The sequence below is a fragment of the Cytobacillus sp. Hm23 genome (assembly GCF_051842895.1).
Taxonomy (GTDB): domain Bacteria; phylum Bacillota; class Bacilli; order Bacillales; family SM2101; genus Nanhaiella.
This window is the reverse complement of record NZ_JBPXRQ010000028.1, coordinates 23,246-36,911: the sequence shown is the minus strand read 5'-3', so window position 1 is coordinate 36,911 and position 13,666 is coordinate 23,246. Positions and strand designations below refer to the sequence as shown.

General features: G+C 31.9%; 12 protein-coding genes. 9 read left to right on the top strand and 3 right to left on the bottom strand.

What is annotated here, in order from left to right:
• The first annotated feature begins 34 nt into the window (after positions 1–34).
• The 5 genes from ACSVDA_RS16760 (at position 35) to ACSVDA_RS16740 (ending at position 4,223) form a co-directional block, all read left to right on the top strand.
• On the top strand, positions 35–295 hold the full coding sequence (locus ACSVDA_RS16760; protein WP_485884554.1) for a hypothetical protein: 261 nt from the start codon (positions 35–37) through the stop codon (positions 293–295).
• Between the two features lie 634 nt (positions 296–929).
• The gene (locus tag ACSVDA_RS16755) at positions 930–1,196 is read left to right on the top strand and encodes a CD3324 family protein (RefSeq protein ID WP_485884553.1); all 267 of its coding nucleotides are present in this window, start codon (positions 930–932) and stop codon (positions 1,194–1,196) included.
• A 453-nt stretch (positions 1,197–1,649) separates the two neighbouring features.
• Positions 1,650–2,519, top strand: coding sequence for a phosphotransferase (locus tag ACSVDA_RS16750; RefSeq protein ID WP_485884552.1), 870 nt, complete (start codon positions 1,650–1,652; stop codon positions 2,517–2,519).
• A 391-nt stretch (positions 2,520–2,910) separates the two neighbouring features.
• A complete protein-coding gene (locus ACSVDA_RS16745; protein WP_485884551.1) occupies positions 2,911–3,342 on the top strand; it encodes a hypothetical protein in 432 nt (143 codons plus the stop codon).
• Positions 3,343–3,911: 569 nt separating this feature from the next.
• Entirely contained in the window at positions 3,912–4,223 is a 312-nt protein-coding gene (locus tag ACSVDA_RS16740) for an RNHCP domain-containing protein (RefSeq protein ID WP_485884550.1), read from the top strand.
• A 359-nt stretch (positions 4,224–4,582) separates the two neighbouring features.
• Here the strand turns inward: ACSVDA_RS16740 and ACSVDA_RS16735 are convergent, their stop codons facing one another.
• Complete coding sequence (locus ACSVDA_RS16735) at positions 4,583–5,473, bottom strand: DUF4097 family beta strand repeat-containing protein (RefSeq protein WP_485884549.1); 891 nt, start codon at positions 5,471–5,473, stop codon at positions 4,583–4,585.
• A 250-nt stretch (positions 5,474–5,723) separates the two neighbouring features.
• On the bottom strand, positions 5,724–6,947 hold the full coding sequence (locus ACSVDA_RS16730) for a serine hydrolase domain-containing protein (protein ID WP_485884548.1): 1,224 nt from the start codon (positions 6,945–6,947) through the stop codon (positions 5,724–5,726).
• 635 nt (positions 6,948–7,582) lie between these two features.
• Between ACSVDA_RS16730 and ACSVDA_RS16725 the strand changes: the two genes are divergently transcribed.
• Both ACSVDA_RS16725 and ACSVDA_RS16720 read left to right on the top strand, forming a co-directional pair.
• Positions 7,583–8,524, top strand: a complete 942-nt coding sequence (locus tag ACSVDA_RS16725; protein ID WP_485884547.1) for an RNA polymerase sigma factor — start codon at positions 7,583–7,585, stop codon at positions 8,522–8,524.
• Positions 8,525–8,681: 157 nt separating this feature from the next.
• Positions 8,682–9,515 carry a P-loop NTPase family protein gene (locus ACSVDA_RS16720; protein WP_485884546.1) on the top strand — a complete coding sequence of 278 codons (834 nt, stop codon included), beginning with the start codon at positions 8,682–8,684 and terminating at the stop codon, positions 9,513–9,515.
• Between the two features lie 365 nt (positions 9,516–9,880).
• Here the strand turns inward: ACSVDA_RS16720 and ACSVDA_RS16715 are convergent, their stop codons facing one another.
• Positions 9,881–11,038, bottom strand: a complete 1,158-nt coding sequence (locus ACSVDA_RS16715) for an MFS transporter (protein WP_485884545.1) — start codon at positions 11,036–11,038, stop codon at positions 9,881–9,883.
• Between the two features lie 78 nt (positions 11,039–11,116).
• Between ACSVDA_RS16715 and yeiL the strand changes: the two genes are divergently transcribed.
• Together yeiL and ACSVDA_RS16705 are read left to right on the top strand one after the other, a co-directional pair.
• Positions 11,117–11,788 carry a transcriptional regulator YeiL gene (gene yeiL, locus ACSVDA_RS16710; RefSeq protein WP_485884544.1) on the top strand — a complete coding sequence of 224 codons (672 nt, stop codon included), beginning with the start codon at positions 11,117–11,119 and terminating at the stop codon, positions 11,786–11,788.
• A 294-nt stretch (positions 11,789–12,082) separates the two neighbouring features.
• Complete coding sequence (locus ACSVDA_RS16705; protein ID WP_485884543.1) at positions 12,083–13,306, top strand: MFS transporter; 1,224 nt, start codon at positions 12,083–12,085, stop codon at positions 13,304–13,306.
• Positions 13,307–13,666: the final 360 nt, after the last annotated feature.

Below are 13,666 nucleotides of genomic sequence, written 5' to 3'. Positions count from 1 at the left end.
AAAGTTAACTAAATAATAGGAGGAAGTTAACAATATGAAAAAGTATTACATTGAATTGCCGTACATTGCTGTTTTAAAGGTTGAAGTTAACGCAGAATCAGAGGAAGAAGCACTTGAGAAATTAGCTGAGGCAGATAAAGTGAATATTTTCAGAGGCAAAATTGATGATATTTCTTTTATTGATGAAGATTGGAATTATCATGAGCAAGTCACACAAAGAAGCATGTCAAATTCAACCCAGTATAATATGTTTATTGAAGAAGTAGAAAAAGATGATCATGATAAGTTAGTCTGAAAAGAAAAGTAACATATGGGAACTACTACCTTTAGTGCAAAAGGTAACTATTTCTGTTGAGAAAAGACTAGTAGATGTTGTTCCTTGGATGACCTATACATCAAGGAACAATTATTAAATCAGAGAGAGTGGTTAGAATAAGCTTCAAAAATGAAGAAGGTATTCCATTAATCTTGCGCTATTGATAATAAACTTGAAAGGCTCTTATCGTAAACTTTATTGCTTTTTGTTACATAAATTTGAGTCACTAATATGTATAGTATGATTTTTTATAATCTTTCGAGAAGAAAAGATACCCTGAAAGCTAGTTTTATACGTGTTCATTATTTGTACAAAAACAATATTCTATACGTAAACAGCCGCATGAAAAGTGTTCTTTTCTATACTTTGTGTCATAATTAGTTTTATATATTAACTAGAAATTTGTATAGAAAAGTTTTAAGTAGAATGGAGGTATTGTGAATGAAAAGTACTTTTGGGTTTGTAAATGATCTGAGAACCTTATGCAAAGCCTAGTGTCTGAAGGCGATACTTTGCATAAGGTGATATATCAAATCGTCTTAGTTAGAGGATGCCATTTCTGACATGATTGGTTTTGCACCTTATCATATTTGATAAATAAGGGGCGGCAGAAATGAGTAAATCTACAATAAGAGAAAAAATTCCTAATGAATTACTTAGAGAACTTCAAAAATATGTACAAGGTGAAACGATATATGTTCCAAAACCCAAAAAAAATTATCAAAAATGGGGAGCATGTTCTGGTGGAAGAAAGGCAATTAATGATAGGAACACTTTACTTAAAAGTGAATTTAACAATGGGAAGTCCATTGATCAATTAGCAGATGAATTTTTTCTTTCACAAGCAACAATCAAAAAAATAGTATATTCAAATAAATAGTAATGACAGCACTGATTGTATTTTATATAAATACGGTCAGTGTTTTTTTATGGTGACAATACTGCTAGATCATTTTTGGTATATATATAACGATTTTAAAAGATTATCATTAATGTTAATAAATGTCTCTCGTTGCTATATAAACATATTGATGTAGTTTAATTGAACTTTCACCGTTTTAAAGATGAATGGACACCATAAATTGTAATTATAAATATTAATCTGGTGGTACGAAAAGCAACAATCAATATGAAAACAGTCAATGAAAAATATACATATGCATTTATGTAGTATGTGAATGTAAGGTGAAACAATTAGATGAATTTATAGAAAGGTATGGTTTGCATGATGTTTCCTGTAACTTATTCTACACTTTGTGAAAATGAATTAAAAAAGTATATTTCTGAGATGTACGAAGTAACTCCGGTGAAAGTAAACTTTTTTTTAAGGGGTATGAATGATACTTATGTCGTACATACAGAAGATTCTAAGTATGTATTCCGAGTGTACAGAAATGATTGGAGGACTACAAAAGAAGAGATTGTCTTTGAATTAGATCTAGTAATTCATTTAAAAAGTGAAGGAATACCTGTTTCTTATCCAATTACTAGAAGAGATGGAGAATTCATTAATAGACTAAACGCTCCAGAAGGAAATCGTTTCGGAGTATTGTTTAGCTTTGCTGAGGGTGAGGAAAAACCTATTGACAATGAAAAAATAAGTTCCTTATTTGGACAATCAGTAGCGGAACTACATATGAAATCTGAAAAATTTACTACAACAGAGAAACGCTTCCAACTAAATTTAACCTATCTTATTGATAACCCATTGAAAATAATAAAGAATTTCATGTTACACCGAATAGAGGATTATACTTTTATTGAGGAGATTGCTAGTAAATTAAAAGCTAGAATTCAGGAGCTTGAAGGTTATGGACTTGATTGGGGTATTTGTCACGGTGATTTACATGGGAACACAAACATTAGCTTTAAAGAAGATTTTTCTTATACACACTATGATTTTGACCTTTGTGGATATGGATGGAGATCATACGATATAGCAGAATTTAGACTTGCACGTCAGATTCATACAAAAGGTGACAATAAATTGTTAAATAATTTGTGGGATGCTTTTATTCAAGGATACACTTCTGTAAGACCGCTAAGCCAGAATGATTTGGATGCAATTCCAGTGTTTGTTGGAATTAGACAACTATGGTTAATGGGCTTATGCCTACATGATCCTCATATTGTGGGAAGTATTGATACAGGTGATGGTTACATTAATAAAAAGTTGGAGTATTTCAGGGATTTGTCTATTTAATAGTTTAAACTTTTTAATTAGCAGTACATACTTTGCTGGGCCTTTGTATTATTGCAACACTATCAACTAAAAAACAGATAAAACCTTCCACGATCTAGCGCTTTCAGCGATTGAAATGCGCTATATGTGTTTTTACATCTTATATTGTTACCTTACTACAATTACAATGAAAAAAATATTTATATTTGAGTGTTGTGAATAGATTCTAGCTATTTAACTCTTTATCACAGCCAAATAAAATAACTCTAATTATTTTAAGAATAATCTGAAAAATGTAGGCTAGATTACATTTTAATTCTTTAAATACAGGTATGCTATTTAAAGAATTACTTATTATTGCAGTTGTAGTTTTAATAATGATTATGTAAAAAAAATTTAAGGAGGGATTGATATGAAGTTGCCTTTACAAAAAGCTTTAATTGCAGGAAGCATTGGCGGTATCACCGGAGGGATTGCATTCGGGATCGTAATGCAACTGATGGGAAAAATGTCAATGATTGCATCAATGGCAAGTAGTGACAGTCTAGCTGTAGGCTGGGTTATTCATTTGCTTATAAGTGTAATTTTTGGTGTATCATTTGGGGGGTTAGCTATAATTGTAAAAAATATTTGGCTACTTACTGTGATCTTTACAATTAGTATCTGGATTTTAGGTCCATTAGTCGTTATGCCATTATTGATGGGAATGGGAACAAATATAGTAAATGCAGTTACTCCCGATCAACTTATGAACCTTATGACACATCTATTCTTCTCAGTAGTGGTAGCTATTGTTTATAAATTTACTGTCTCAGAATCGAAGGAAAAGACAGTATCAGCGTAAACATTATATAAAACTTAAACATTCACTTCTCTAACCAGTATAGAGGGGTGAATGTTTTTTATAATGAATTTATTATGTAATATAGAATGGATAGGTCATTTGACGGAAATTAAGGGGTAGGGAGGAAGTGTTTGAGAGATGATAGCTATGTTTATAGATCATGGTGGTACTATTAGATATGAACATAAAATTTAATTTATGTTATAATTCCAATGAATACTCCAAACATAGCTACTAAATGGAGTGATACATTGTTGAGTTATTTAAAAGTATACAAAAGTGCTATACAGGGGACGAATGCCTAAGTCAGTGATCTAAGTAGAACACCTACTAATGGAAGGTGGAGATGTCCGTCTTACAGTGGTTGATACAAATAAACAAAATCAATCGTGGTCCGGATATTTAGATGAAATATGCTAAATTGAAGTTGGAACTAGAAGTAATCGCTGAATAGAGTTTGGCGGTGAATTGGTTAAGTCGCTTAGAAAGCCTGAAGCTACATCAGTAGTAAAAACAAAACGGAACCCTGCCTCCAAAGATTAAATAAATTAATCTTGGAGGTAGAGCACTTGAGTAGAAAATCAGAAAATACAGCGTTTCAGTGTGAAAAATGTAGAGAACAAGTTACACCATTAACTAATGGTAGTTTTAGAAATCATTGTCCTTATTGTTTGTATTCAAGACATCTAGATATCCAACCAGGTGATCGGGCAAGTGATTGCTATGGACTAATGGTACCGATTGGGCTTGATTATTCTAACAAGAAAGGCTATCAAATTGTTCATGAATGTACAAAATGTGGTAAGGTTGGTAAGAACAAAGTTGCCACAGATACACTGCAAGAAGATCAAATAATTAATTTTATGAAATCAATAGTTTAATAACATTCTACCTGCTATGTTTGGAGTGTGAATTTTAGTTTGTCATAATACCTTTTCTTCGTTGTTAAGGCTACTTTCACGCAAGTTGTTGATTTTCGTACTAAGATAGAATCAGGGTTACATCTAGTGTTGGTGGTAGAATACTCTTGAGTGTGTGTAAAACCACATCTACCTGTTCGTATAAAAAAGTAATGGCATCTTCACAAAATGACGTGATGATAAAACAATGTTTTTTGAACCAAAAAAACAACATGACAAGGAAGCACAAAAAATAGGCCACTAGAATGGCAGCCTATTCTTAAGAATATTAATCATTGTTGAATGAAGGATTCGAGTATATTGACTTCTCTTCACCTCTATTACCGAAGTTTAAAATTACCAGATGTTATATCTACAATTATTTCATGATCGCCAGACCCAATGGTTCCGATAATTCGGTCATTAGATTTTTCCTCATAGGTAACGCCATCTATTTCAACTTTACCATTACCTGAAGTAGCTTTAAAATTTATATAAAGTGATGATGGGGCTTTTTCGTATTCAATACTTACATTACCACTTGAAGCATTAGCCGAAATATTACCAGAAGATTCCTCATTGTGTAAAGTAATATTCCCAGACGAACTATGTGCAGTTACATTCCCTACTACATTTGTTAAATACATGTTACCAGATGCTACTTCAAACGATGAAGTAATTGCTTGCTGATGATCTACTGTTATATTACCTGATGCTGTTGATGTGTATACTTTATCGGCTTGCATGTCTTTCATTTTAATATTTCCTGATGCTGCTGACACATTCAATTTATTAGCGTTTAATTGTTCAGCTTCAATATTTCCTGACGCTGTATTTATTGTTACTGATTCATATACTTTTGTAGGTAAGTACACTGAAACAGTAGTATCCACGATAGATACCCCAATATTAAAAAACGTATTCGGATCTTGAAATTCTATTTTTAACAAATCACCTTGTTCTTCTACATTAAGTTTAAAATTTTCTTTCAGTTTTTCACTAACTCTACCATTCACCTCAATGATAAAGCGATCATCATCAGAAGGCTGAACCTCAATATCAGTTGATGTGAAGGCAATGTCTATTTTCTTGATCTCTTCATTTTTAACTTCTTTTCTATCATGTAAATCTACAGTATTAAAGGATAAGCCACCTGTGGCATTTATTGAAACAACTGAACCGATTATTCCAATAAATAATACAACAAGTAATCCTACCAACAGCTTCTTCATGCTGTTTTCCCTCCTTATATAATATGAATATTAAATGTACACAAAACTTATGTGAGTAAACTACACCTGATGGAATAGCAATAACTTCAATCCTATTTCTATTATCTAATATTTGTTTAGTTCGTCACTGTTCCTTTAGGATTAAAAGTATCGTCAGAGTGTGTGGCATACAAACTTCTCTTTTTAACGAAATAAATGAATTCTCATAACTTGATCAAAATATAAATCTCTATGTTTTCTATAACGATACTTAATTATTTATATCATCACCATTAACAATTTTTGTTAAGCTGTTTGTTAAACCATTGATACTAAGACCTCCTAAATATTCATTATTGCTTAAGGTAATAATGACAAGTTCAGAATTAATGTCACGATAAATATGCGTTAAATATCCAGGTAAATACCCTCCATGTTCAACTTTATTACCTTTTGTAAACCACCCATAACCATATTCAAACCCAGTTCCATAGTAAGACTTAGAAGGAATTTTAGTATAAGGAGCATACATCTTAGCAATTGTCTCTTTTTTAAATAATACTTCAGAATATAACGCCCTATCCCATTTCACTAAATCATTAATAGATGTATACAACCCCCCTGAAGCGTGAAAGAGGAAAGACTCATTTTGCATAGTGTGAACTTCATCAGACATGCTTATTTTATGCCCAAGAGCTTTATTTTCTTGAATATCCCAGTCAATACTATAACCCGAATTTAACATCGCTAAAGGTTCAAAAATATTTCTTGCTAAAAAGGTTTCGTATGAATCTCCCGAGATTTGTTCTATTATCCAACCTAATACTAAATAATTCGAGTTACTGTATTCATAATTTTCACCAGGTTTAAAGTTAAGAGGAATGTCTTTATATATAGCAATGGCTTCTTCATGTGTTGGCAACGAGGTAATATTTGACCCGAGAATTTTTTCAAAACTCTCAGCAAATATTTGAGTATCTGTGTTTACAATTCCAGATGACATTGATAATAAATGATGAATGGTAATCTCATTCCATTGAGTAGCATTGGGAAAATAATCTGTCACTTGGTCATCAAGCTCAAGCAATCCACGTTCTTCGAGTAATAATATCGCTGCTGCTGTAAATTGTTTAGTCATAGAAGCCATGATGAATTTCGTATCTAATGTATTTGCAATATTTTGCTGAAAGTCAGCCTTACCAAACGTACTAGAGTATATTTCTTCACCTCCCATACCTACATATACAGCCCCTGAAAAATTATAGTTTTCTTCATAGTGAGTCATCGCATTATCCAATTTCGTATATACATCTAAGTCGTTTGAATCTTGACTTACTTCTTGTACTTGAGCTGATGTAATATTTTCTTCTGTTGACTTCTCAATAAGGTCTGTGTTTTCTGTTGTTTCACTTTCTTTTCTGGGAGGATTTTCAGCAGAACATGCACTTATAACAAGTAAAAGACTAATGAACATAACAAACAAGCTTTTTTTCATTTGAATCTCCCCTTGTGTTTTTTTATGTCAGGTGATTAATTAAATCTACGAAGTTATAATTTTGAATACGGATTTGTATCCTAAAGGTTTCAATTTATTTCTTGGGACATATTGTGGAATAAAGTATTGGAAGGATAGTATGGTGATGATATTAATGTAACCGTGTATAGAAAAATAAAAGGGTAATCAAGTATGAGGTACAAATATTGTTATCTTACCTATCATCAATGATTAACAATTCCTCATTACTACACCTCCATTTTATATAATACGTTTTAATTGTATTATTGTTATAGTGTTCTATGTGAATAGTACACTAATGTAATTTTATTGTCAATTTATTACTTTATTTACTTTTTTAATACATAGTTAATAACAACGGCGGTGAGTAGATGTAGGCAAGATGATACATCTTATCATACTTAATCTGTAATAAATCGGGCATTGCGTAATTTTTTATTCGTTAGGAAGATTGTGGAGCAACGAAAAAGCAATAATATGCTAAAATCAGGATAAGATCGTGAAGAAATGAACGTAAGCCAATGTAGCAGGTTCTAAAAAACTTTAATTATTTTATTTTAAAAAGTCCATATGATTAAGGCGTCCTAATTCGTTATATAGAGGAGGTGATTATGATGACAAATTTACAAACTATAGGTGAAGAGACTAAGGACGTATGGGGTATGTATTGGAAGGTTGTTCAGCCCTATCGCAATCAATTATGGAAATATTGTTTAAGGTTAACAGGAACTCCTTGGGATGCAGAGGATTTGCTTCAAGATACACTATTGAAGTCATTTGCATCACTTTCTGCCTTATCTCATCGACAGCAGAATTTAAAAACAAAATCATATCTTTTTCGTGTTGCTACCAACCATTGGCTTGACCAATGTAGGAGAAATCGACGATTATCAAATGAAGACATTGATGAGAACCATTTAAGTGAAGAATTCAATGATTCTCTGGAAGTAAATGAAGCAATTTTATCGTTAATACATAATCTAACGCCGAGGCAGACTGTTGTGTTTATATTAATAGAATCTTTTCGTTTCACAGCAAATGAAGTAGCTGAATTATTATCTAGTTCTGAAGGAGCAATTAATGGACTACTCAATCGTGCAAGAAAAAAATTGTATGACATAAGAGAGAGTAACGGTGGAATTATTAAGGAAGAATCCAATATTAATATTCATTCAGATGCTGTCAAAGAATTTATAGAGGCATATAATCGTAAAGATTTCAACGGAATTGCCAACATGCTAATTGATCATTCTACATTTAGTTTTGTAGAGATGAACAGCAAAGAATATGGAAAAGAAACTATCCTTAAATATTCACTTAATCCAAATAAAGGAACTAAACTCCAAACTATTTTTGCAACTAGCACTTACTTGTTTGGCAAACAAACGATTATATTTACTAAGCAAACTGCTCAAGGAACAATGTTATTTGATGTGAATACGGTTGAATGGGAAAACGGCAAAGTGGCAAGATGGAACTGTTATTATTTTTGTAGAGAATTTATGCAGTATATTGCAGATCATTTAGAGTTGCCTCTTGCTCCCATCGAGATGTAGTTGTACACGAAAGCAACTGTTATTTAAAGTATGAACGGAGGGATTGCAATGATTGATAAGGACATCTTCGGTTAAATAGGAGATACTGAAAAAATATCTTCTATAAGTGGTGTACATTTGAATTTGTATAAATAGAGCACTTTACGGAGGGTATTTCATGAAATCGAAATTAATTATGCTAGAAGGTATCCCTGGATCGGGGAAAACGACAACATCCAAGTACATTAGCAACCTTTTAAATGCAAAAGAAATTAACAATGATTTATATATAGAAGGACATCTAGATCACCCAGCTGATTATGAAGGAATAGCATGTGTGACGGAAAAACAATATAGAGATATTGCAAGTAAATATAAAGAACATGCAACTGTAATAGATTCAATTGTTGATAGAGGAGTAAATAATATATATTTAATTCCTTATTTGAAATATAAGAAATTAATTCCTAAAGCACTTTTAAAAGCCGTAGAACAATATGATGTGTATAATCTTCCAAATGAACTATATTGTCAGCTATTGCTTTACCGTTGGAAAAGTTTTGCACATAATGCGAAGAAAGAAAGTAAGATATCTATTTTTGATTGTGCATTTTTACAAAACCCTATTAATACACTACTTGCACGTGACGACTTACCAATATCAGAAATAAAGAGATTCATTGTTGAACTTGCCGATACAATTATAGATCTTAACCCAGTTATTATTTATTATTACCAAGATAATATCGAAGAAAGTGTAAAAAATATTAAGGCAAAAAGATCTACTGAATGGTTTGAACATGCTATTTGGTATTATACAAAACAACAATTCGGTCAAAGTAGAAATTTGAACGGATTAGAAGGCGTAATTCATTATTTAGAGGAGAGGAAACAGGTTGAATTAGAAATAGTTAATAACTTAACTATAGCTAAATTACGATTAAATAACTCTTTATTTAATTGGGAATCAAGCTATAAACAAATTAGAACATTTATTGAAACAAAGCTTTAAATTTCTGTACAATGAGGACTAACAATAATAATCCACTTTTTATAGTACTAAATTGATAAAAAAGCAACAATGTTTACGAAAAGAGCCTTCATTTAAAAGGCAGTAGGTTTGCTAACTTCTGCCTTTTTCTAATAGCTCATGTTAGTCGATTGCTTGAAGAATGGTATTTTTGAAATAAAAAAATTCAGTGTAATCCGATAATTGATAATCGGCTGTAACTGGTTGAATTTGGAATATGCACGTTGCAATTCCAAATTCCTTACCGAGTAACATTAATAATTTTTGTCATTAATTTCTGTACTACTTAGTAGTTTCGGACTATCTTAAGGTGTATTAACTTGTGTTAACAAGCTATATTGGAAAAGCTAGTTCGTTTTATGCTCTAATTTCCGATAAGCAAACGCAAGCAAGATGGCTGGTATGGTACAAAGTAGCATTCCAACAAATGCGTATGTTGATTCTATTTCGTATAAGTAACCTCCTAAAATTGTAAACACTGCAGTTCCCCAGCTAAGTGCGAATCCCGAGTAAATACCTTGCGCTATTGGAATCTGTTCATAAGGAATATTTTTATTTAAAAATTTCATAAAGGCATAATGCGCCATTCCGAACGAGAATGCATGTAATATTTGTGAAATACTAAAAATAATGACATTCGGAAAAGCAAATACTATGATCCAGCGTATCGATGAACCAAGTGCTGCTAGTGTAAGTAAAGTAGCTACTGATATTTTGTAAAATCTTCTATCTGCAATTGCAAAGAAAATAATTTCAGCGATTACCGCAATGTTAATAATAAAACCGATTAAATAGTTTGGTGCATGTATTTCTTGTAAAAAGATATACCCGTAATTGTAATACGAAGCGTGTGAAGCTTGCAGTAATATCACTATGGCGAGTACTACAACAAAGTGGCTGTTCCGAAATAACTTTAGCATACCTCCTTTTATTGTTTGATCACGGTGTGATTTTTTTGATAAAACGTTGGGTGTTTGCATAAAGCCGAGGATCATGAAAACAATTACACCTAATAACATTGCCCATAAAATCACGTTATCCCCCATAAGATCGATAAAGATAGCTACGATTATACCAGCCAATACAAACCCAACAGATCCCCATAATCTACTTTTTCCGTAATTTTTCAATTCATTATTTTTCATAAGGACGCCAGCTGCACTGTCTAATGCAGGCATCAAAGTTGGATAAAAAACATGTAAGAGTATTGATACCACTAATAAGGTAGTAAAAGAACTAGCTGGAATACAGAAGAAAAGAACAATTAGTGAGCCGATTGAAGCACCATTTAATATTGTTTTACTACTAAATTTTCCTGATAATAATGGGAAAACAATTAACGATGAAATACCTCTTGCAATCAAACTTAAGCTCATTATTAAGCCAGTTTGAGAAATCGTCATCCCTTTTATATGAATCATCCACCCTGTCCAGTAAGGGAGGAAAACACCCCATGTCACAAAAAAACTAAAGAACTGTCTGCTCATCCACCGTTGTGTATTCATTTATATCTCTCCTTTGTTTGAATGATATAATGAATATGAATGTAATAATATGAGATATCTCATATTTTGAGGTGGATAATGAGAATTTATAAAGATGAGAAAAGACAACATTATTTAAAAGAAAGCTCTATTGAGGCTTTGTTTTCTTTTCCGATTGACGAATTAATCGAGGTTCATGAATATAAAAGGGATGAATGGATTATTCAAGAAGGCAGCGTGCCGAATTTTTTATTTTATCTCATCGAAGGTAAAGCAAAAATTTATGTAACCCATCAAAACGGAAAAGTCTCTTTATTAAATTTCGTTAGCCCTAAGGAATATATTGGAGAAATGGAATTATTAAATGAGGTTTATTATACAAAAGGAATGCAAGCATCTACCAAGTCTATTTGTCTTGCACTACCTCTTCATCGATATCGTAAACAATTACTAGAAGATGTGGTATTTCTACGTGAACTAAGCAAATTATTAAGTTTGAAATCAACAATAATGGCTGCAAAATATTCACAAAGTTTATCATTCCCGCTTGAAAACCGTCTTGCGGAATTTATCTTAAATACCTCTGATAATGGCATCTATATGGAGAAACACGTAACTGTTTGTGAATTTTTAGGTGTTTCCTATCGACACTTAATGCATGTACTTGCACAATTTTGCGATAAGGGGTTATTAGTGAAAGAAGGACGTCAATATCGTATAAAACAGCATAGCTCACTATATAATCTTGCTGAAATGTTGTGGAATAAGTGATGGTCTCAATTTTTAGCTTCATCACGATATGATAAAGACAATAACATATTAAATCCTAGTATTTATACTGCTACCAAAAAAATAATAGAGTGTAGGTTTTACATTAAATAATCTCTTAAATGTATATGAATTAATATTTTAGTATGAAAAGCAACAATGAGAAAACAAATGTTTGACATAAGAATTCTTACTATGATTTTTCGTTAGCATAAAGGTTGTTGATTTACTGTATGTGTAGGATAATATATGGTAGTTTATTCATTCAATGTAAAGATTTTCATAAGAGGTGAAAGAATGGTTTCATGGAAAAAACCTATACTTTTATTATCAGGGATAGGAATATCGTATTTAGGGAATTGGATATACTTAATTGCACTTAATATTTCTATATTAGATTTAACAGGATCAGCAGCAGCAGTTGCTGGTTTATATGTTATTCGACCTATCGCGATGTTAATAACTAATACTTGGGCGGGGAGTGTGATTGATAGAATAAACAAAAGAAGGCTGATGATTTTCATTGATATAGTGAGAGGTGCTTTAGTATTCTTAATTCCTTTTATTGAATCACTTTGGGTTATTTATTTTATTCTGTTGTTGATAAATATGGTTGGTGCATTTTTTGGTCCAAGCTCAGCTGTATACATAACTAAATTGGTTCCACCTGAAAATCGAAAAAGATTTAACTCGATGATGAGTATGACAAACTCAAGTGCATTTTTGTTAGGCCCAGCAATTGCAGGAGTACTAATCATGTACGTAGGTACAGATTTATGTATTTTCATAAACTCGATTACCTTTATTATTTGTTCGTTATTCATTTATCTTCTTCCTAATGTCGATGAGGACTTGTCAAAAATTCAAGAACCGATTCGATTGAAAACGCTAGTGCGTGATTGGAAGGAAGTTAGAGAGTTTGTGATAACAGCGAAGTTTGTTTTTATTGTTTATTTGTTGTTTCAATTTGCAATGTTAATAGGGTTTGCTTTGGATTCTCAAGAAGTTACATTTATTAAACAAAACTTAATGTTATCGGATCGAGATTACGGATTAATTGTAAGTATTACGGGTATTGGTGTATTAGCAGGGTCGTTAATAGCTGCAATTGTAACTAAAAAGGTACCACTAAAATTTTATTTAGGGGGAGGGATGCTGTTAACGTCTATAGGGTACCTGTTGTTTTATTCATCCGATAATTTTATAACTGCAACAGCTGCATTCGTCTTTTTAGGGTTTTTTATGGCGTTTGCAAATGCAGGATACGCAACCTTTTTTCAAAATAGTATTCCAGTTCATATAATGGGGAGATTTGGAAGCATAGCGGAAATGGTACAAGGAATAATTCAAATTGGTTTTACACTCATTTTAGGGGCTCTTGCAGAATGGTTTTCGCTACAATTGGTTAGTGTTTTATTTTCAATAGTTGCCATATTATTTGCTGTCACTCTTTGGATTATCGTATCAATGCCATCCAAATCTACTTATTTTAAAGATAACATGAATGAAATAGCAGGTTAACTATTCAATCATATGCATGTGAAAAGAATCTTAAAGTTGGAATAATGAAGAGGGAATTGGTGTTATCACTTAATACGGGATAATAAATAATCTCATGAGTATCGAGCCTGTAAAATAGTCTATTTGTTATTTCATTATCATTCTTAAGTGGAACGTATAAAAGTACTATTTGATAGTCTGTCGCGAATATTGATTAATAGTGAACATATTATATAAAGGCTGTTTTCGAATTAAGTGTAGCTTTTTGTTCTTACATATAGGTACGTATTCATCTAACGTCGTGGCATCTTTTCTGCTGTACAACAATGACTAACGATGTAAAGCTACTTTTTTTCACTACTACCTGGATAACAATGGAAA

Coding starts and splice junctions, on each gene's coding strand:
- ACSVDA_RS16730 (WP_485884548.1), bottom strand. CDS start 6,947: ATGAAAAAAAGCTTGTTTGTTATGTTCATTAGTCTTTTACTTGTTATA.
- ACSVDA_RS16760 (WP_485884554.1), top strand. CDS start 35: ATGAAAAAGTATTACATTGAATTGCCGTACATTGCTGTTTTAAAGGTT.
- ACSVDA_RS16735 (WP_485884549.1), bottom strand. CDS start 5,473: ATGAAGAAGCTGTTGGTAGGATTACTTGTTGTATTATTTATTGGAATA.
- ACSVDA_RS16755 (WP_485884553.1), top strand. CDS start 930: ATGAGTAAATCTACAATAAGAGAAAAAATTCCTAATGAATTACTTAGA.
- ACSVDA_RS16720 (WP_485884546.1), top strand. CDS start 8,682: ATGAAATCGAAATTAATTATGCTAGAAGGTATCCCTGGATCGGGGAAA.
- yeiL (WP_485884544.1), top strand. CDS start 11,117: ATGAGAATTTATAAAGATGAGAAAAGACAACATTATTTAAAAGAAAGC.
- ACSVDA_RS16750 (WP_485884552.1), top strand. CDS start 1,650: ATGAATGATACTTATGTCGTACATACAGAAGATTCTAAGTATGTATTC.
- ACSVDA_RS16705 (WP_485884543.1), top strand. CDS start 12,083: ATGGTTTCATGGAAAAAACCTATACTTTTATTATCAGGGATAGGAATA.
- ACSVDA_RS16715 (WP_485884545.1), bottom strand. CDS start 11,038: ATGAATACACAACGGTGGATGAGCAGACAGTTCTTTAGTTTTTTTGTG.
- ACSVDA_RS16725 (WP_485884547.1), top strand. CDS start 7,583: ATGACAAATTTACAAACTATAGGTGAAGAGACTAAGGACGTATGGGGT.
- ACSVDA_RS16745 (WP_485884551.1), top strand. CDS start 2,911: ATGAAGTTGCCTTTACAAAAAGCTTTAATTGCAGGAAGCATTGGCGGT.